Here is an 18,535-nt window from a genome sequence, read left to right on the forward strand (position 1 = left end):
GGAAGCGGAGCCTACTCCTCGATCTCGATGTGAGTCGGATCCAGGACGCGGCGCAGGAACTCCTTGGTGCGGGCTTGCTTCGGAGCGCTGATGACCTGCTCGGCCACGCCCTCTTCCACCACTACGCCGCCGTCCATGAACACCACGCGGTCGGCCACTTCGCGGGCGAAGCCCATCTCGTGCGTGACCACCAGCATGGTCATGCCTTCCTTGGCCAGGTTCCGCATCACCGAGAGGACATCGCCCACGGTCTCAGGGTCCAGGGCGGAGGTTGGCTCGTCGAAGAGCATCAGCTCGGGGTTCATGCTCAGCGCCCGGGCAATCGCAACGCGCTGCTGCTGGCCGCCGGAGAGCTGGTCAGGAAAACGGTCGGCCAGGTGACCCAGGCCCACACGGTCCAGGTTGTGCCGGGCCACCTTGGTGGCCTCCTCCTGGGAGCGCTTGAGGACCTTCGTCTGCGCGATGGTGCAGTTAGCCGTGGCATTCAGGTGCGGGAACAGGTTGAACTGCTGGAACACCATGCCCACCTTGCGGCGCATCTTGTCGATGTCCACGTCTGGGTGGGTGGCTTCGAAACCGCCCACGTGAATGGCGCCCTCGTTGGGCTGTTCCAGGAGGTTGACACAGCGCAGGAGCGTGGATTTGCCGGAACCGGACGGGCCGATCAGGCACACCACTTCGCCGGGCGCCACGTCCAGGCTGATGCCCTTGAGGACTTCGTTGGACCCGTAGGACTTGCGGAGGTCCTTGATGGAAACCCCGGCCGCGTGGATGGTGCCGGTGCTGCCGGAGGAGGAATTTACGACGTCGTTCATGGCTTCCCTGCCTATCGCTTGGTCCGCGCGGAGCGGCTTTCGAACTTCCGGGCCAGGAGGCTCAGGGGGATGGTGATGACCAGGTAGAAGGCACCTGCCACGAGGAGCGGCGTGAGGCCGGCCCCAAGGCTGGAGATGCCATCGCGGCCGAACTTGGTCAGTTCGTACTGCGAGGCGGTCAGGCCGAGGACGTAGATCAGCGAGGAGTCCTTGGTCAGGAGGATGACCTCGTTGGTCAGCGGCGGGAGCACAATCTTGAACGCCTGCGGAATCACGATGGACACCATGGCCCGCCACTGCGGCATGCCCAGCGAGCGTGCGGCTTCCAACTGTCCCTTGGGCACGGCCTGCAGGCCGGCACGGAGGGTCTCAGCGATATATGCCGAAGCCACCATACCCAGCGAAATCATGACGATCAGGGTGACGTTCCACTGGACCCCAAACGCGAGGGGGACACCGTAGCCGAACGCGATGAACACCAGCAGGGCCGGGACGCCGCGGAAGAACTCGATGTAGCCCGTGGCGATCCAGCGGTACAGCGGGAAGGTGGAGAGCTTCATCAGGGCCAGCAGGAGGCCGCCGGAAAGGCCCACCACGAAGCCGAGGAACGTATATACCAGGGTGTTTTTGAGGCCGATCAGGAAGATGTCCGGGAACATCGGGCCGATCTTGCCGAAGTTGAAGACGCTGTTGCCGACGGTCTTCCAGTCGATGGTCAGGACCAGCGCGGCCACGGCCACAACGAAGATGCCGATCTGGATGTACAGGCTTACTCTGGCCCGTTGACGTGCGGTCATTGCCATGGGGTGCTCACATTCATTTGCGTGGCTGAGGCCCCGGACGGACTGCTGTGCAGTTTGTCAGGGGCCCCAGCGGCGTCATTCTCAGGGCTGTGAAGGATTCAGTCCGAAAAGCGGTTACTTGGCGGTCTCGCCGAACCAGGTGGTTTCGAACTTCTTCAGCGTGCCGTCGTCGGTGATGCGCTTCAGAGTTCCGTTGACCTTTTCGGCCATGGCGGTGTTGCCCTTCTTGATGGAGATGCCCAGTTTCTCGCCGGTAGCGTAGTCCTCCACGCGCTTGAACTTGGGATCGTCCTTGATGGCGTAGGCCAGGATGGACTGGTTGCCCAGGGCGGCGTCGATGGTGCCAGCCAAGAGGGCCTGGACCAAGAGACCGCTGTCTTCGAACTGCTGCGCGTCGATGCCGTTTTCGGCTGCATACTTGGCGCCGGTGGTGGCCTGCTGTACGCCCACCTTCTTGCCCTTGGCGCTGTTGATGTCCGTGATCCCGGATGAGGTGGTGGCCACGAGGGTGAGGTCATCGTCCATGTACGGGTCGGAGAAGTCCATGACCGATTTGCGGACGTCCGTGATGGACACCGAGGAGATGGAGAGGTCGCAGCCGGTCAGCGCGGTTCCGGTCTCGATGGCCTCGAAGGAGCTATCCACCACGCTCAGTTCGGCGTTGAGGTCCTTGGCTACTTCGTTGGCGATGTCCATGTCGAAGCCAACAATCTTGCCATCCTTCTGGAATTCGAAGGGCTCGTAGGGGACGTCCGAGCAGACGGTGAGCTTGCCGGCGTTGATGAGCTGGACGCTGCCCTCGGACGCTGCCGGCGTGGGGGTGCTGCCGCCACAGGCAGTAAGGGTGAGTGCGCCGGCGGCAAGGATTGCTGCTGCCTTGGCGGCGATCTTGGCCTGGGCCAGGGACTTGAGCTGCATGTTTTTTACCTTTTGTTGCAGGGGTATGCGGTACTAAATCGGTTCATAGTGTATCGCCGAACAAGAGATGTGCATCACACGAAACATTGTTTCACTATTGGATAACTAGAACACAGCCTAAAGCAAGAGTTTTGGCCCCGCTCGTGTCTGGAATCCCGGACGGACGGCCAACTGACTAACAGTCAACGCCGTTCAAAGGTGGTTTGCAACGGTATCTGCGCCCTAGTTGCCGAAGCCGAGGGACTCCAGCATCGGCCGGAACTTCGCCCACGTCTCGGCCAGCTCCGCCTCGGGCTGGGATCCATCCACAATTCCGCAGCCGGCATATAAGCGCACAGTGTGGGGGTCTTCGATGACGGCGCCACGCAGCGCTATGCCCCACTCGCCGTTCCCGGCGGCATCCAGCCAGCCCACCGGACCCGCGTACGGCCCGCGGTCCAGGTGCTCCAGCTTACGGATCAGGGCCCCGGCCACCAGTGTGGGCGTCCCGCAGACGGCGGCCGTGGGGTGCAGCGCGTTGATCAGGGCGAGGCACGTGGGCACATGCCCCTCAACCTCAGTCAGCTCCGCCTTGACGTCCGACGCCAGATGCCACACGTTGGGGAGCTCCAAAATAAAGGGCTCGTCGTGCGCGTTCATGGCCTCGGAAAATGGTGCCAGCTGCGAGGTCAGCGACTGGATCGCGATCTCGTGCTCGTGCCGCTGCTTCTCCGACCCGGCCAGCACACGCTCGGCGTAGTCCATGGGAATCCCGTCCTCGCCGTGCGCGTCGCGGCGGTCCAGCGTCCCCGCCAGCACACGCGCCTGGGCAGTGCGGCCCTCCACCTGGATCAGCATCTCCGGCGTCGCGCCCACCAGCCCGTCCACCCCGTACGTCCAGCATTCGCGGTACCGCACGGCCAGCTCCCGCAGCACCTTCGCCGCATTCACCCCCGACGGCACCGTGGCCACGATGTCCCGGGCCAGGACCAGCTTCTCCAGCGCCCCGGTACGGATTTCCTCCACGCCCGCGGCCACGGCAGCCATCCAGTCTTCCTCGCTGAGCGACCCCGTGTGCAGCGTCGCCCCGGGAGCGGCAGGTAAAGGACGGACGACGGCGGCGTCAGGTTCGGCGTCGACCTCACCCTGGGTGCTGCCACCACTCAGCCAGCCGGCCAGGGCGGCGAGGGCACCCGCCTCGGTGAGTTCGCCGTCGTCGAACGTCATCTGCGTGACCCAGCACTTGCCGTCACGGACGCCCACCACGATCTCGGGCACAACCAGACGCGATTCATGGGCGGACTTCTTGGAAAAGGCGAACGAGCCGAAGGCCACGGGCCCCGTGCCGGGGAGTTCAACGGAGTCGGCGATGTCCGCTTCAAGGACGAGGTGGCGCCACCAGATGTCAGCCTCAAGGAAGCGCTCCGGGCCGGTTGCGGTGAAGCGGGTGAGTTCGCCGAAGCCTACGAGGCCGGCTTCGCGCCGGGTCCAGCAGAGGACGTCGTCCCGGACCAGGAACTGCGGCAATCCGCCGGCAGATGCGTTGCCATCCAGGGGGACCGTGAGGGTGCGGAACGTGCTCGTCATGATGAGACAACAGTACTCTGCGGTAGTTCGCGCTGCTTTAGGCGTTGGTTTGCAGTACTTTCAGCCCACAGCCCAAGATTCCCCCGCAGTTAGGGGGCCTGCAGAACATTTGAGACAATGACTGGGTGAACCGAGCATCCTTGGATAAGCGTCCGGACGAAGTAGCCACGATGTTTGACGACGTCGCACCTAAATACGACGTCGTCAACGATGTCCTCTCCATGGGACAGACGCGCCGCTGGCGCAAGATCGTGGTGGAAGCGGTGGACGCAAAACCCGGCCAGCGGGTGCTCGACCTGGCCGCCGGCACAGGAACCTCCAGCGAACCATATGCCGATGCCGGCATAGATGTGGTGGCCTGTGATTTCTCCCTTGGCATGCTCAAGGTGGGCAAGCGCCGCCGCCCGGACATCAACTTTGTTGCCGGCGATGCCACCAACCTGCCGTTCGCGGACAACAGCTTTGACGCCAGCACCATCTCCTTCGGGCTGCGCAACGTCAATGAGCCCAAGAAGGCACTGGCCGAGATGCTCCGCGTCACCAAGCCCGGCGGCAAGCTGGTCATTGCCGAGTTCTCGGCGCCCGTGGTTCCGCTGTGGCGCACGATGTATACCGAATACCTCATGCGTGCCCTGCCTGCCATCGCCGTAAAGGTGGCTTCCAACCCGGACGCCTACGTCTACCTCGCCGAGTCAATCCGCGCCTGGCCGGACCAGGACCACCTGGCCGCATGGCTGCAGGAATCGGGCTGGGACAATGTCACCTACCGCAACCTGACCGGCGGGATTGTGGCCGTCCACCGGGCCACCAAGCCGCTCGACTCAACCGCTGCCAGCACTCCTGACGGAGCAGCTGCCGCCATTGCCGCGCACAAGGGCCCCGTGGCCAAGCTTCGCCGCAACATCACCCGCTGATACCTGTGAATGTTCTGATTGTCGGCGCGGGGCCGGCCGGCTCCACCGCCGCGTATTACCTTGCCAAAGCGGGCATCAGCGTGACCGTGCTGGAAAAAACCAGCTTCCCGCGCGAGAAGGTCTGCGGCGACGGCCTCACCCCGCGGGCAGTCCGCGAAATCCAGAAGCTCGGCCTGCCGCACCCCGAAGAGGACGGCTGGCGCCGCAACAAGGGCCTGCGGCTTATCGCTGGCGGGCGGACCATCGAACTGCCCTGGCCTGAGGTGTCCGACTTCCCGGAGTACGGCCTGATCCGCACGCGCCTGGGCTTCGACGAGGAACTGGCCCGGCACGCGCAGGCCTCCGGCGCCGAGATCCTGGAGCGGCACAGCGTCACCGAAGCTCTGCATTCGGAAGACGGCCGCGTGACCGGCGTCCGCGCAGCGCTCCTGGACGAGTCGGGACGCAAGACGGGGGAGACGCGGGACTTCAGCGCCGACGTCGTACTGGCCGCGGACGGCAACTCCACCCGGACCGCGGTGTCGCTCGGTATCCAGAAGCGCGACGACCGCCCCCTCGGTGTCGCCGTGCGAACGTACTTCACGAGCCCCCGTCACGATGACGACTGGATGGAGGGCTGGCTGGAGCTCCCCGGCCGCGACGGCAAGTTGCTCCCCGGCTACGGCTGGGTGTTCGGCGTTGGCGACGGCACCTCCAACGTGGGCCTGGGCATCCTGAACTCCTCCAAGGACTTCGGCAAGCTGGACTACAAGCAGGTCCTGCGCGAATGGACCGCCGGCATGCCCGCAGAGTGGGGCTTCACCCCGGAAAACCAGGTAGGGGAGATCCGCGGCGCCGCACTGCCGATGGGCTTCAACCGCACGCCGCACTACTCGCCCGGTCTCCTGCTTTTGGGAGACGCCGGCGGCATGGTGTCCCCATTCAACGGCGAAGGCATCTCCTACGCGATGGAGTCGGCACGGTTCGCGGCGGAGTTCATCATTGACGCTTCCGCACGCTCTTTTGCTGCGGGGCAGACTTACGACGCCGACGCCCACCTCGCCGGGTACGCGGACTATGTGCGGGGCCAATGGGGATCGCACTTCACGCTGGGCCGGGCGTTTGCCGCGCTGATCGGAAAACCCGCCGTGATGAAACTCGCGCTGCGCACCGGAATGCCAATTCCCGTGCTGATGCGCTTTGTGGTGCGGCTGCTCGCCAACCTGACCGACCCGGCCGCGAAGGGCTTTGAGGACCGGGCCATCCGCGTCCTTGAATCGCTGGTCCCGGCCACGACAAATACACCGACGCATACCCCTACGGAATCCAATCAGCGGTATCCGCAACAAAAAGTTAGGGTTAACCCGTGACCAACTCCGCAGACCACAGCTGGACGCACGCCGGGCACGGCCTGCCGGACTCCGAACCCAGCCTCAACACCACCGCCATCGCCACGGGACTGCAGCTGCCCGCCGGCTTTGCGGCCATCGCGGAGGACGCCGAGCTGGGCCCCGCCATCACCACCAACCTTGCCCGTGTGGAGAAGAAGCTCCGCGAGGCCATTGCCAACTCCGATCCGCTGGCTGACGCGACGTCGCGCCACCTGGTGGAAGCCGGTGGCAAGCGCATCCGGCCGCTGCTGACCCTGCTGTGCGCCCACCTGGGTGACGCTTCGCTGCCTGCCGTGGTGCAGGCGGCCGTGGTGGTGGAGCTGACCCACCTGGCCACGCTGTATCACGACGACGTCATGGACTCCGCCCCGTTCCGCCGCGGCGCCCCCACGGCCCACGAGGTCTGGGGCAACTCCGTAGCTGTCCTCACCGGCGACCTCATCTTCGCCCGCGCCTCAATCCTGGTTTCCGAGCTGGGTTCCCGTGCTCTGGGCATTCAGGCACGCACGTTCGAGCGCCTGTGCCTTGGCCAGCTGCACGAGACCGTGGGCCCGCGGCCGGACGAGGACCCGGTGGAGCACTACCTGTCCGTCATCGCGGACAAGACCGGCTCCCTGGTTGCAGCTTCCGGCCAGCTCGGTGCCATCTTCGCCGGCGCCGATGAGGCCTACGAAGACTTGCTTGTGGAGTACGGCGAGAAGGTGGGCGTTGCCTTCCAGCTTGCTGACGACGTCATCGATGTCACCGGAGTCAAGGTCAAGTCCGGCAAGTCTCCGGGCACCGACCTCCGCGAAGGTGTCCCCACGCTGCCGGTCCTGTTTCTGCGCCGGGATGCCGCCGCTGGTGACCAGTCCGCCGTCGAACTTTTGAAGCTCATTGACGGCGACCTGACCTCGGATGACGCCCTGGCCGCTGCCGTAGCCGGGCTGCGCGAGCACCCCGTCACCGCCGAGTCCTGGGTGGTTGCGCGCCGCTGGGCCGACGAAGCCATTGCCGCTTTGGCCCCGCTGCCCGAGGGTGTCGTGAAATGGTCGCTGTCCAACTTCGCGCTGGCCGTGGTGGACCGCGCCAGCTGATTCTGTTCTTCCTTGGAGCGGGGCCTCGCCGGGGTCAACCTTGGCGGGGCTCCGCTGTTTGTGTTGTGGGGCGTTGGCTTAAATGCAATAGCCCCGGTTCTCAGCAACGTTACGAGTCACACGCTGCGTCGAACCGGGGCTATATCTCCGTTCGCATCAGACCCGCCGGAGGCGTTTAGCGGATCCATGAATAGTCTATGACAGCTTTGTCACAGAATGCAAGCCCGCTGTTAGGTGTCTGTCACAGGTACTTTGATCTTCGTGGGGCACATTGGGCGACGGGATGCGCATTCCCGGGCCGGGAGCCAGCGAGTCCGTGTCGAAGTGCCCCACTTCGGAGGGGTTTTCCACATGCCGCAGCCCTGCCCTGCCGCTGGCAGCAGGGCAGGGGCCACTCTAGGGCCATGGATATAGAGACATTTCTGGACGGGCGGGGCGGTGTGGCCCGGACATCGGCACTCCACGGGGCCGGCTTTTCCCGCACATACATTGACAAAGCCGTGGCTGCCGGGCGGCTTGCCCGGATCCGGCGCGGTATCTATGGCATGCCCAGGGACGCAGGCGCTATTGGACTGGCCCTTCGGCACAACGCGCTGCTGACGTCCCTGTCGGCCGCACCGCTGTACCGGCTATGGACGCTGCACGAGGCCGGCGCGGTGCATGTTAGTCCCGGGCACAAGGGGACGCCGGCCGGAACCCTGACTCATGGCCGGCTACTGCACCCCGCGCACCCGTGGCTTCCCGTTGCAGGACTGGCGGATGTCCTGATCCACTCGTTGCGCTGCCTGCCCACGCTTGAAGCGCTCGTTATGGTGCAGTGCGCCGCCCAACGCGGGGACGTGACCGTGGACTTCCTCCGGCGCAAGCTTGCCGGGAACCGCAATGCCCCCGCCAGGTCAGTTCTGGACCGTGTTATTCCCCGGGCTGATTCAATACTGGAAGTGTTGGCCAACGACCACTTCCGGCGGGCGAGACTGCGCGTCCGCAGGCATGTGGAGCTGCCGGGAGTCGGCGAGGTGGATTTCCTGATTGAGGACTGCCTCGTGGTCGAAACCGACGGAGGCACGCACTTGGAGCCACGGCAGGTGAAAAAGGACCGGAAGCGCAACAATGCCACCCTCATCGGCGGGCATCTCGGCCTCAGATTCGGCTACGACGACGTCGTTCATCACCCTGAACGGATGGTGGCCCAGGTGCTGTCGGTACTGGAGCAGTGCCAGCGGGGAGCGTTCGGCTCAAGGTAGGTCCCGCCGACGTACTCTCACGTCCGTCGTGGGGCACTATGGGGCGACATACCCGTCGACACGGCCTCAGCCTCGGTGAGCCCGTGTCGAAGTGCCCCGGTTCCGGCCGGGAAGCCGCCGGAACCGGAGGTGAGGAGCCAGCAGGTGAGGGCAGCAGGCAAGTCGACCGGGAGGACCCTAGTTTTCTTCTTCGTCGTTGAAGGCCCACTCGAACATGTCGAAGACGAACTCCGAGAAGGTGCCTTCTTCGCTCTTCCACTGGGCCCGGGCGTTGTTGCGGCGGTACACAATGGGGTCCGGGACGCCGAGGTCGCCCACGCGGAAGCCCCAGGTGAACTGTTCCTCTTCGTCTTCGAGGAACATCAGGAAGCCTTCGTCATCAACTTCGAGCTCTTCCGGGTCCCAGAAGTAGTGGTAGGCCTCCATGAGGTCCTCGCAGCCGCCCACCGCCTGGTAGAACTCACGCAGGACCAAGGGAACCTCGAACTGGTGCTCGGCCAGTGCGGCGTCCAGCTCGTCCGCGGACAGGCCGTCCTCTTCCTGCCATTCGTCCTCGAGATACTTCGGAACAAGCGCGCGGAATTTCTCGAGGAACATGTCAGTCATGGTCCCAATCCTAGCTAATTGTGGCCGCCCTCAGATCCGCCGCCACCATCCCCGGAATCCGACCTGTCAACGCCTCGCCGGTGCCAGCCGTGCACGGCCAGCGGGGCCTGCCAGGAACGGCGCCAGGCCACCACCCGGAATGTGAACACCACTGCGGCGATGGCCACAGCCGTCAGGGCATTAAAAACCCCTGAAACCCACAAAACAGAGGTCAGCACGGCCCCCGCAAATGCCGGCAGGGCGTAGATGTCCCTGGGGTTGAACAGTTCGGGTACCTCATTGGCTGTCACATCGCGCAGGAGGCCACCGCCCACCGCCGTCATCACCCCCAGGAGCACCGCCGCCACCGGGTTCATGCCAACGTCCAGGGCCTTGACAGTGCCGGTCATGCAGAAGAGGGCCAGCCCGCCGGCGTCGAACAGGATCAGCAGGGAAGTGAACCGCTGGACGCTGCTGAACAGGGAGTACACCAGAACGGTGGCAAGTAGGGGCGGGACCAGGTAGGCCGGGTTGCTGAATGCCGCGGGCGGGCCGCTGTCCAGGACCAGGTCGCGGATCACGCCGCCGCCCAGACCTACAAGGGAGGCCAGGAGAAGGGATCCCACAATGTCGATGTTCTTCCGTGCCGCCAGGAGTGAGCCGGAGACCGCGAAGAAGAAAACGCCCACCAGGTCCAGCCAGACAGGAGCGTTGTCAAAGGCGAATGTCATGGGCATCCCGGCTTATTCACAGTGGGCGGACAGGGCTGCTCCAACGTTACGCTAGCCCCTATGAACAACCCGATCATGATCGCCTGTGCCCACGGGACGTCCAGTATCCAGGGGGCCGCAGAGGTCAACGCCCTGCGCGCCGCGATCGCCGCGCTGCGCCCCGGCCTTGATGTGCGGGAAGCCTACGTGGACGTCCAGCAGCCGGACCTTGTGGATGTGGTGGCGGGCCTGCCCGCGGGGGAGTCCGCCGCCGTGGTTCCCTTGCTGCTGAGCGTCGGCTACCACGTCAAGGTGGACATCGCGCGGGCCGTGAAGAGCCGCGCGGGGACGCTTGCCGCCGCACCGCTGGGGCCCGATCCCCGGCTCGCTGCCCTGCTCGACCAGCGACTCCTTGAAGCCGGCGTGACCGACCGTGACTCGATTGTCCTCGCCGCTGCAGGGTCCTCCAACCCCAACGCCGCGGTCAGCGTCGAAGAGCTCGCTGACCAGCTCCGGGCGCTGCGGGGCAACCGGATTGTGGCCGCCTACGGTGCCTCAGCCAAGCCGTCAGTGCCCGACGCCGTCGCGATGCTCCGCGAGGAAGCAGAAGGGGGTGCCGGGGCGGGGGAGTCCGCCGGAGCCGTTGACCTCGGCGGCCGCGTGGTGATTGCCTCCTACCTCCTTGCGCCGGGCTTCTTCCACGACCAGTTGGCCAAGGCGGGCGCCGACCTCGTCACGGAACCACTGCTGCCGTCAGGCGTGCTCGCCGAGATTGCGCTGGAACGGTTCGACGCCGCCGTCGCGCGCGGGCAGTAACGGCGCCCCGGGCGCCCCGAAAACAACGGCGCGGTGAATCACAGGAAGCGGGCTTCTTCAAGGCTCCCCGGCGATTCGTGACGAAATGTTTCCCTAGGTGACTCAGCGTTTCCCGACCCTTTGTGACGCAATTCGGGGACACCTACAGTCGATGCATGACTGATACAGCTCTAGCCGGAGCGTCCGCGGACTCCGCAGCTTCCAAGCGACCCGCACGCACCTCCACCCGCCCCGCCGCAAAGCCGCACGGGCAGTGGAAAGTGGACGGCAAAACCCCGCTGAACGCCAACGAAACCTGGAAACAGGAAGACGACGGCCTCAACGTCCGCGAGCGTATCGAGACCATCTACTCCAAGGACGGCTTCGACGCCATCCCCAGCCAGGACCTCCACGGCCGGTTCCGCTGGTGGGGCCTGTACACGCAGCGCAAGCCCGGGATCGACGGCGGCAAGACCGCCACGCTGGAACCGCACGAGCTCGAAGACAAGTACTTCATGCTCCGTGTAAGGATCGACGGCGGCGCGCTCACCACCGAGCAGCTGCGCGTCATCGGCCAGATTTCCGTGGACTTCGCCCGGGATTCCGCCGACCTCACCGACCGCCAGAACATCCAGCTGCACTGGATCCGGGTTGAGGACATTCCCGAGATCTGGACCCGGCTGGAAGGTGTTGGCCTGTCCACCACCGAGGCCTGCGGCGACGTGCCCCGCGTCATCCTGGGTTCCCCGGTGGCCGGCATCGCCAAGGACGAGATCATCGACCCCACCCCGCTGATTGCGGAGCTGGGGGAGCGGTTCATCGGCAACCCGCTGCTGTCCAACCTGCCCCGCAAGTACAAGACCGCCATCACCGGCCACCCCAGCCAGGACGTGGTCCACGAGATCAACGACTTCGCGCTGGTGGGCGTGGTGCACCCTGAACTGGGCGTCGGCTACGACCTCTGGGCCGGCGGAGCGCTCTCGACGAACCCCATGCTGGGCAAGCGCCTCGGTGCCTTTGTTCGCCCCGAGGAAGCCGCCGAAGTATGGCTCGGCGTCACCAGCATCTTCCGCGACTACGGTTACCGCCGGATGCGCACCAAGGCCCGCCTGAAGTTCCTGATGGCCGACTGGGGTCCGGCGAAGTTCCGCCAGATTCTCGAGGACGAGTACCTCGGCTACAAGCTGGCCGACGGTCCCGCCGCGCCCAAGCCCACCACTCCCGGCGACCACATCGGCGTGCACGAGCAGAAGGATGGCAAGTTCTTCATCGGCGCCACCCCGCTGGCCGGCCGCCTGTCCGGCGCGCAGCTCGTGAAGCTCGCGGACACCCTCGAGTCCCGCGGCTCCTACCGCCTGCGCACCACCCCGCACCAGAAGCTCGTGGTCCTGGATGTTGCCAAGGACCAGGTAGAGCCGCTGGTTGCCGAGCTGGACGCCCTGGGCCTCTCCGCCCGCCCGTCCGTTTTCCGCCGCGGCACCATCGCCTGCACCGGCATCGAATACTGCAAGCTGGCCATTGTGGAAACCAAGGTCACCGCCGCCACCGCCGTTGCCGAGCTGGAACGCCGCCTGGCAGACCTCGCCGCCTCCGGCGAACTGCCGCACGCACTGTCCCTCCACATCAACGGCTGCCCCAACTCCTGCGCCCGCATCCAGACCGCGGACATCGGCCTCAAGGGCATGATGCTGCCAACGCCCGACGGCGATCCCTCCCCGGGATTCCAGGTCCACCTGGGCGGCGGGCTGGCTTCGAACAGCCGCGAGGAAGCAGGCCTGGGACGCACCGTCCGCGGCCTCAAGGTGTATGTCGAGGACCTGCCGGACTACGTGGAACGCGTCGTCCGCACCTTCGTTGCCCAGCGCGCCGAAGGCCAGACCTTCGCCGAATGGGCCCACGCAGCAGACGAGGAGGCCCTCCAGTGAGCAAACACGCATTGGGCGTAGACCCGGTGGTTGAGCCTGCCGCAGCTCCCAAACTCCGCACGCACGACGAACTCAAGGCCCTCGCCGAGTCCGGCGCCGCCGAGCTCGGCTGGGACGCCCCGGCCCGCGACGTGATCGCCTGGGTGGAACGCAACTTCGACCTGCCGTCCGTCGCCGTCGCGTGCTCCATGGCCGACGCCGTCCTCCCGGCGCTGGTCGCGGACCAGATGCCCGGCGTCGACGTCCTGTTCCTGGAGACCGGCTACCACTTCCCGGAAACCTACGCCACGCGCGATGAGGTGGCCGCGAACCTGCGCGTCAACGTGGTGGACGTACTCCCGGAGAACACCGTGGAACAGCAGGACCGGCTCCTGGGCAAGGACCTCTTTGCCCGCGACGCCGCCCAGTGCTGCGCCCTCCGCAAGGTGGCCCCGCTGCGCCGCACCCTGGCCGGCTACGAACTCTGGTTCACCGGCGTCCGCCGCGACGAGGCCCCCACCCGGACCAACACGCCGCTGGTGACCTGGGACGAGGTCAACGGGCTGGTCAAGGTCAACCCGGTGGCCGCGTGGACGTTCGACCAGCTGGTCCAGTACTCCGATGACAACCTCCTGCCCGTCAACCCGCTGCTTTCGCAGGGTTACCCCTCCATTGGCTGCCAGCCCTGCACCCGCAAGGTGGCACCCGGAGACGACCCCCGCGCCGGCCGCTGGGCAGGCACCGACAAGACAGAATGCGGACTACACGTATGAGCACTTTCCTAACTGAGGAGACCACCCAGGTGACTGAAGCCGCCGTATCCACGCGCCTCTCCAGCCTGGACGCCCTCGAGTCCGAAGCGATCCACATCATCCGTGAAGTCGTGGCCGAGTTCGAGAAGCCCGCGCTGCTGTTCTCCGGCGGCAAGGACTCCGTGGTGATGCTGCACCTGGCCACCAAGGCCTTCTGGCCGGGCAAGGTCCCGTTCCCCGTGCTGCACGTTGACACCGGCCACAACTTCCCCGAGGTCATCGACTTCCGCGACCGGACCGTGGAGCGGCTGGGACTCAAGCTCGTCGTCGGAAGCGTTCAGGAATTCATCGACCGCGGCGAACTGGCCGAGCGTGCCGACGGCACCCGCAACCCGCTGCAGACCGTTCCGCTGCTGGACGCCATCCAGCAGAACAAGTTCGACGCCGTCTTCGGCGGCGGCCGGCGCGACGAGGACAAGGCCCGCGCCAAGGAGCGCATCCTGAGCCTCCGCGACGAATTCGGCCAGTGGGATCCGCGCAACCAGCGCCCCGAACTGTGGAACCTGTACAACGGCCGCCACACCGTGGGCCAGCACGTCCGCGCGTTCCCCATCAGCAACTGGACCGAGCTGGACATCTGGCGCTACATCGAACGCGAGAACATCGAGCTGCCGGGCCTGTACTACGCCCACCGCCGCGAAGTGTTTGCCCGTGACGGCATGTGGCGCGCAGTGGGCGAGGTTTCCCAGCCGCTGCCGCATGAGGAAGTCATCACCAAGACGGTCCGCTACCGCACTGTGGGGGACATGTCCTGCACCGGTGCCGTTGAATCGGCCGCAGCCACCGTGAGCGACGTTGTGATCGAAGTTGCCGCCTCCACCATCACCGAACGTGGCGCCACCCGTGCAGATGACCGCATCTCCGAGGCCGCCATGGAAGACCGCAAGAAGGATGGGTACTTCTAAATGAGCACTTTTACTACGCCGGTGGTTGAGCCTGTCGAAACCCCGATTTCGACAAGCTCAATCAACGAAAACCTGCCCACCACCCTCTTCCGCTTCGCCACCGCGGGATCGGTCGACGACGGGAAGTCCACTCTGGTGGGCCGCCTCCTTCACGACTCGAAGGCGATCCTCGCTGACACGCTCGACGCCGTGGCCCGCACCTCAGCCGACCGCGGCTTTGGCGGCTCGGCAGGCGGCATCGACCTGGCGCTCCTGACGGACGGCCTCCGCGCCGAGCGCGAGCAGGGCATCACCATCGATGTGGCCTACCGCTACTTCGCCACGGACCGGCGCAGCTTCATCCTGGCCGACTGCCCCGGGCACGTTCAGTACACCAAAAACACGGTGACCGGCGCGTCCACGGCGGATGCCGTCGTCGTACTTATTGACGCCCGCAAGGGTGTCCTGGAGCAGACCCGCAGGCACCTGTCCGTGCTGCAGCTGCTGCGCGTGGCGCACGTGATTGTGGCCGTGAACAAGATCGACCTGGTGGACTTCAGCGAATCCGTGTTCCGCGAAATCCAGGCCGACGTGCAGCAGGTGGCCCGCGAACTGGGCATCGGCTCCGCCGAGCTGGGCAGCGCCGACCACATCGACGACCTGCTGGTCATCCCGGTGTCCGCGCTCGACGGCGACAACGTGGTGGACCGTTCCGAGCGCACGCCCTGGTACGACGGCCCGGCCCTGCTGGAGGTCCTCGAGACCCTGCCGGCCGCTGACGAGATCGACACCCAGCTGGAGAGCTTCCGCTTCCCTGTGCAGCTGGTCATCCGGCCGCAGGGCGCGCTGGCTCCCGACGCCGTTGCCGGTGGCCTGGACGTTGAGGCTTACCGCGACTACCGCGCGTACGCCGGCCAGATCACCGAGGGTTCCGTGAAGGTGGGGGACGAGGTTTCGGTCATCACCCCCGGCCAGGCTCCCCGGACCACCACCGTGGTTGGCATCGATTTTGCCGGTGAGTCCCTGCAGGAAGCGTTCGCCCCGCAGTCCGTTGCAATCCGGCTGGCCGAGGAATTCGACGTCGCCCGCGGAGACACCATCGCCGCAGCCGGCACTGTCCGCGAGTCCTCCGCTGACCTGTACGCCGCGTTGTGCTGGCTGTCTCCGAAGCCGTTGCGGGAAGGTGCCAAGGTGCTGGTCAAGCACGGCACCCGCACCGTCCAGGCTTTGGTCCGCAGCGTCAGCGGCAAGCTGGACCTGGCCACCTTCAAGCTTCAGGGTGCGTCCAGCCTGGAGCTCAACGACATCGGCCATGCGCAGCTCCGGCTCGCCGCGCCGCTGCCCCTCGAGAACTACCTGCACCACCGCCGCACGGGCGCGTTCTTGGTAATCGACCCGCAGGACGGCAACACGCTGGCCGCCGGCCTGATCAAGGACCACCCGGGCGACCATGAGGATGAGCGCTACTCTATCTAAGCCTCAGCGAGAGCTGCCCTGCCCCGCATGACCGTTGCTGCCCAGCACCGGTTATGCGGGGCAGAGCCGTTCTGGGTGGGTTTTGCTGGGTCCTGGCCCCGCGGCCCACTACTCCGGCCGGCCCACCACAACCTGCGCGGGACTGTGGGTGATGTAGCCGTTGAGCCAGGAAAACAATGCGCGGACCTTCTGCTGGAATCCGGACAGCAGGGCCAGGTGCACCAACAGCCACGACACGAAGGCCAGAGGTCCCTGCAGTTGGATTCGCTGGCGCCCGATCTCAGCCACCGCGGCGCCCCGGCCGATCATCGCCATGTAGCCCTTGTCCAGGTATTTGAACGGCTGCCGGGTACCGCCGTTCAGGTCGGCCTGGATGTTGGCGGCCGCCCACTTCCCGGCCTGCTGCGCGACGGAGCCCAGCTGCGGCAGATTGGCCCCGGTCGAATCGGTCATGTTGGCGGCGTCGCCGAGGACATACACGCCCTCGAAATCCGGCGCGGTCAGGTCCGGGCGGACATCGATACGTCCTCCTCTGCCCTGCGTCAGGCCGGAGCGTGCAATGATCTCTCCGGCCTTCAGCCCGCCTGCCCACACCACCGCACGGGTTGGAATGACCGTCCCGTCAGCGAGCGTCACGGCGTCCGCACGGACCTCCGTCACACCGACGCCCAAGTGCAGCTGGACGCCGATCTTGGTCAGGCGCGCCTTGGTGTATTCCTGCGACTTCACCGAAAAAGCATTCAAGACGGTGGGGATCATGTCTACCAAGTGGACGCGGCACCGGCCCGCGAGCTCCGGCGAGAAGTATTTCGGCACCACGAACTTCACGTTCTCCGCCATGGCGCCGGCCGTTTCCACACCCGTGGGACCTCCGCCGACCACCACGACGTCCACGGAACCGCCCGACTCCCGATCGGCCTCGTCCAACAGGTGGGTCAGCTTGGCGCCCAGCCGGGTCGCGTCGGTGACCGAGTAGAGCGGATAGGCATGTTCCTCCGCGCCTGGCGTGTTGAAGAAGTTCGGGACGGCGCCCGGCGCGATGACCAGGATCTGCGCCCGGAACGTGTCGCCATCGACGGTGCCCACGGTCCGGTTGGCGGCATCAATCGCGGCCACTTCCGCAGTGAGCACCCTGACCTGCCGGACGCGCCGGAAAACGGACCGAAGCGGCCGGGCAATAGCCGATACGCCAATCTGGGACGTCGCCACCTGGTAAAGGAGCGGCTGGAACTGGTGATAGTTGTTGGAATCGATGAGCAGCACGTTGACGCCCTTGCGGCCCAGTGCCTTGGCAGCTGTCATCCCGGCGAACCCGCCACCGACCACGATGACCTGGTATGTGTCTTCCATCCGAGCAACCTACTCCTCCTAAAGCCGGTGGAACAGGGCCTTGGGGTCTTCCTGGTTCATTTGCCAGCCGGCGTCCTTGCCACCCGGCGTCCGTCCCACCATCATCGTGAGTGGGAGGCGAAGCGTGGAAACTATCACCAGCAAGCTCATCAACTGGGCGTCGATCCTGGACGAGAAGACCCGTGCACAGGCCCTCGCCACCTCCACGCTGCCGTTCATCTACCCGCACCTGGCCCTGATGCCGGATGCCCATCTGGGCAAGGGCGCCACCGTGGGCTCGGTGATTCCCACGCTGCACGCGATCATTCCGGCAGCGGTGGGTGTGGACATTGGCTGCGGCATGATCGCGGTGCGGACCCAGTACTCGGTGAAGGACCTGCCCCGGGACCGGAAACGGCTGCGCGAGGACATCGAACGGGCTGTCCCGCTGTCCGCCGGCCACAACAACCGGACTGTCAAGGCCACCGCTGAGCCGCGCATCGCCGAACTCACGAAGCGGGCGGCCAAGGCCGGCTTCAGCCCTGCCCAGTACCTGGCGAAGTGGGAGCTGCAGCTGGGTTCTCTGGGCTCGGGCAACCACTTCATTGAAGTCTCGGCCGACGAATCCGACGCCGTCTGGCTGTTCCTGCACTCCGGCTCACGCGGCGTCGGCAACAAGATCGCACAGCATCACATCGGCGTCGCACAGCATGTAAACCGGAAACGTGGCACCAGGCTGCCGGACCCGGACCTCGCCTACCTGGACGAAGGCACCTCCGAGTTCACCCGGTACATCGAGGAGTTGCGGTGGGCCCAGCACTTCGCGCTGCTCAACCGCGAGGAAATGATGGACCGCGTCATTGCACAGTTCGGCCGCTGGGTGGGCGGCCCCGTCCAGGAACGCGAACGGATCAACTGCCACCACAACTTCACCCGGCAGGAAACGCACTACGGGAAATTGGTGTGGGTGTCGCGCAAGGGGGCCATCAAAGCCGAGCACGGCGATCCCGGACTGATTCCCGGATCCATGGGAACGGCGTCGTATGTGGTGGAAGGCCTCGGCAACCCGGCCTCCCTCAATTCCTCACCGCACGGCGCCGGCCGGGAGTACTCCCGGACGGCCGCACGCAAGACGTTCACGCTGGCGGAGCTGAAGACGGCCATGCAGGGGATCGAGTTCCGGCCCACCGAAGCGTTCATCGACGAGATTCCGGCGGCCTACAAGCCGATCGACCAGGTGATGCACGACGCCGCGGACCTCGTCAAGGTACGGCACAAACTGCGTCAGCTGATCAACGTCAAAGGGGACTGAACCGGCTGCATCTTGGATACTT

Annotated in this window: 17 protein-coding genes; 10 read left to right on the forward strand and 7 right to left on the reverse strand. The window is 65.8% G+C overall.

Annotated features, from left to right (window positions below; genetic code table 11):
• Nucleotides 1–11 precede the first annotated feature (11 nt).
• The 4 genes from J2808_RS00415 to J2808_RS00430 form a co-directional block, all read right to left on the reverse strand.
• The gene (locus J2808_RS00415; RefSeq protein WP_309810003.1) at nucleotides 12–815 is read right to left on the reverse strand and encodes an amino acid ABC transporter ATP-binding protein; all 804 of its coding nucleotides are present in this window, start codon (nucleotides 813–815) and stop codon (nucleotides 12–14) included.
• A gap of 11 nt (nucleotides 816–826) precedes the next feature.
• Nucleotides 827–1,618 (reverse strand): amino acid ABC transporter permease, encoded by a 792-nt coding sequence (locus J2808_RS00420; protein ID WP_309810006.1) that lies wholly within the window; start codon nucleotides 1,616–1,618, stop codon nucleotides 827–829.
• A 114-nt stretch (nucleotides 1,619–1,732) separates the two neighbouring features.
• Nucleotides 1,733–2,536, reverse strand: a complete 804-nt coding sequence (locus tag J2808_RS00425; RefSeq protein WP_309810009.1) for an ABC transporter substrate-binding protein — start codon at nucleotides 2,534–2,536, stop codon at nucleotides 1,733–1,735.
• A gap of 222 nt (nucleotides 2,537–2,758) precedes the next feature.
• On the reverse strand, nucleotides 2,759–4,102 hold the full coding sequence (locus J2808_RS00430; protein ID WP_309810011.1) for an isochorismate synthase: 1,344 nt from the start codon (nucleotides 4,100–4,102) through the stop codon (nucleotides 2,759–2,761).
• Between the two features lie 125 nt (nucleotides 4,103–4,227).
• Here J2808_RS00430 and J2808_RS00435 point away from each other — a divergent pair, with 125 nt between their 5' ends.
• From J2808_RS00435 to J2808_RS00450, 4 genes are all read left to right on the forward strand, one after another.
• Nucleotides 4,228–5,016: a demethylmenaquinone methyltransferase gene (locus J2808_RS00435; protein WP_309810013.1), complete on the forward strand. Its 789-nt coding sequence runs from the start codon at nucleotides 4,228–4,230 to the stop codon at nucleotides 5,014–5,016.
• A gap of 5 nt (nucleotides 5,017–5,021) precedes the next feature.
• Nucleotides 5,022–6,365, forward strand: coding sequence for a geranylgeranyl reductase family protein (locus tag J2808_RS00440; protein ID WP_309810016.1), 1,344 nt, complete (start codon nucleotides 5,022–5,024; stop codon nucleotides 6,363–6,365).
• On the forward strand, nucleotides 6,362–7,462 hold the full coding sequence (locus J2808_RS00445; RefSeq protein WP_309810019.1) for a polyprenyl synthetase family protein: 1,101 nt from the start codon (nucleotides 6,362–6,364) through the stop codon (nucleotides 7,460–7,462). The genes J2808_RS00440 and J2808_RS00445 overlap by 4 nt, the downstream gene beginning before the upstream one ends.
• Before the next feature lie 404 nt (nucleotides 7,463–7,866).
• Nucleotides 7,867–8,706 (forward strand): type IV toxin-antitoxin system AbiEi family antitoxin domain-containing protein, encoded by an 840-nt coding sequence (locus tag J2808_RS00450; protein WP_309810021.1) that lies wholly within the window; start codon nucleotides 7,867–7,869, stop codon nucleotides 8,704–8,706.
• A gap of 177 nt (nucleotides 8,707–8,883) precedes the next feature.
• On the opposite strand, the gene J2808_RS00455 is transcribed toward J2808_RS00450, so the two are convergent.
• Entirely contained in the window at nucleotides 8,884–9,312 is a 429-nt protein-coding gene (locus tag J2808_RS00455) for a hypothetical protein (RefSeq protein ID WP_309810024.1), read from the reverse strand.
• Nucleotides 9,313–9,326: 14 nt separating this feature from the next.
• The gene (locus J2808_RS00460) at nucleotides 9,327–10,022 is read right to left on the reverse strand and encodes a trimeric intracellular cation channel family protein (protein ID WP_309810027.1); all 696 of its coding nucleotides are present in this window, start codon (nucleotides 10,020–10,022) and stop codon (nucleotides 9,327–9,329) included.
• A gap of 60 nt (nucleotides 10,023–10,082) precedes the next feature.
• Between J2808_RS00460 and J2808_RS00465 the strand changes: the two genes are divergently transcribed.
• From J2808_RS00465 to J2808_RS00485, 5 genes are all read left to right on the forward strand, one after another.
• On the forward strand, nucleotides 10,083–10,817 hold the full coding sequence (locus tag J2808_RS00465) for a sirohydrochlorin chelatase (RefSeq protein ID WP_397427953.1): 735 nt from the start codon (nucleotides 10,083–10,085) through the stop codon (nucleotides 10,815–10,817).
• 155 nt (nucleotides 10,818–10,972) lie between these two features.
• Nucleotides 10,973–12,721: a nitrite/sulfite reductase gene (locus J2808_RS00470; protein ID WP_309810029.1), complete on the forward strand. Its 1,749-nt coding sequence runs from the start codon at nucleotides 10,973–10,975 to the stop codon at nucleotides 12,719–12,721.
• On the forward strand, nucleotides 12,718–13,473 hold the full coding sequence (locus tag J2808_RS00475) for a phosphoadenylyl-sulfate reductase (protein ID WP_309810032.1): 756 nt from the start codon (nucleotides 12,718–12,720) through the stop codon (nucleotides 13,471–13,473). The genes J2808_RS00470 and J2808_RS00475 overlap by 4 nt, the downstream gene beginning before the upstream one ends.
• Nucleotides 13,470–14,417, forward strand: coding sequence for a sulfate adenylyltransferase subunit CysD (gene cysD, locus J2808_RS00480; RefSeq protein ID WP_309810035.1), 948 nt, complete (start codon nucleotides 13,470–13,472; stop codon nucleotides 14,415–14,417). Before J2808_RS00475 ends, cysD begins: the two co-directional genes overlap by 4 nt.
• Nucleotides 14,418–15,872 carry a sulfate adenylyltransferase subunit 1 gene (locus J2808_RS00485; protein ID WP_309810039.1) on the forward strand — a complete coding sequence of 485 codons (1,455 nt, stop codon included), beginning with the start codon at nucleotides 14,418–14,420 and terminating at the stop codon, nucleotides 15,870–15,872.
• 108 nt (nucleotides 15,873–15,980) lie between these two features.
• On the opposite strand, the gene J2808_RS00490 is transcribed toward J2808_RS00485, so the two are convergent.
• On the reverse strand, nucleotides 15,981–17,222 hold the full coding sequence (locus J2808_RS00490) for an NAD(P)/FAD-dependent oxidoreductase (protein WP_309810042.1): 1,242 nt from the start codon (nucleotides 17,220–17,222) through the stop codon (nucleotides 15,981–15,983).
• A gap of 124 nt (nucleotides 17,223–17,346) precedes the next feature.
• Here J2808_RS00490 and J2808_RS00495 point away from each other — a divergent pair, with 124 nt between their 5' ends.
• Complete coding sequence (locus tag J2808_RS00495) at nucleotides 17,347–18,513, forward strand: RtcB family protein (RefSeq protein WP_309810044.1); 1,167 nt, start codon at nucleotides 17,347–17,349, stop codon at nucleotides 18,511–18,513.
• Nucleotides 18,514–18,535 lie beyond the last annotated feature (22 nt).

Origin of the sequence: Pseudarthrobacter sulfonivorans, from assembly GCF_031454915.1 — a bacterium.
Classification (GTDB): domain Bacteria; phylum Actinomycetota; class Actinomycetes; order Actinomycetales; family Micrococcaceae; genus Arthrobacter; species Arthrobacter sulfonivorans_C.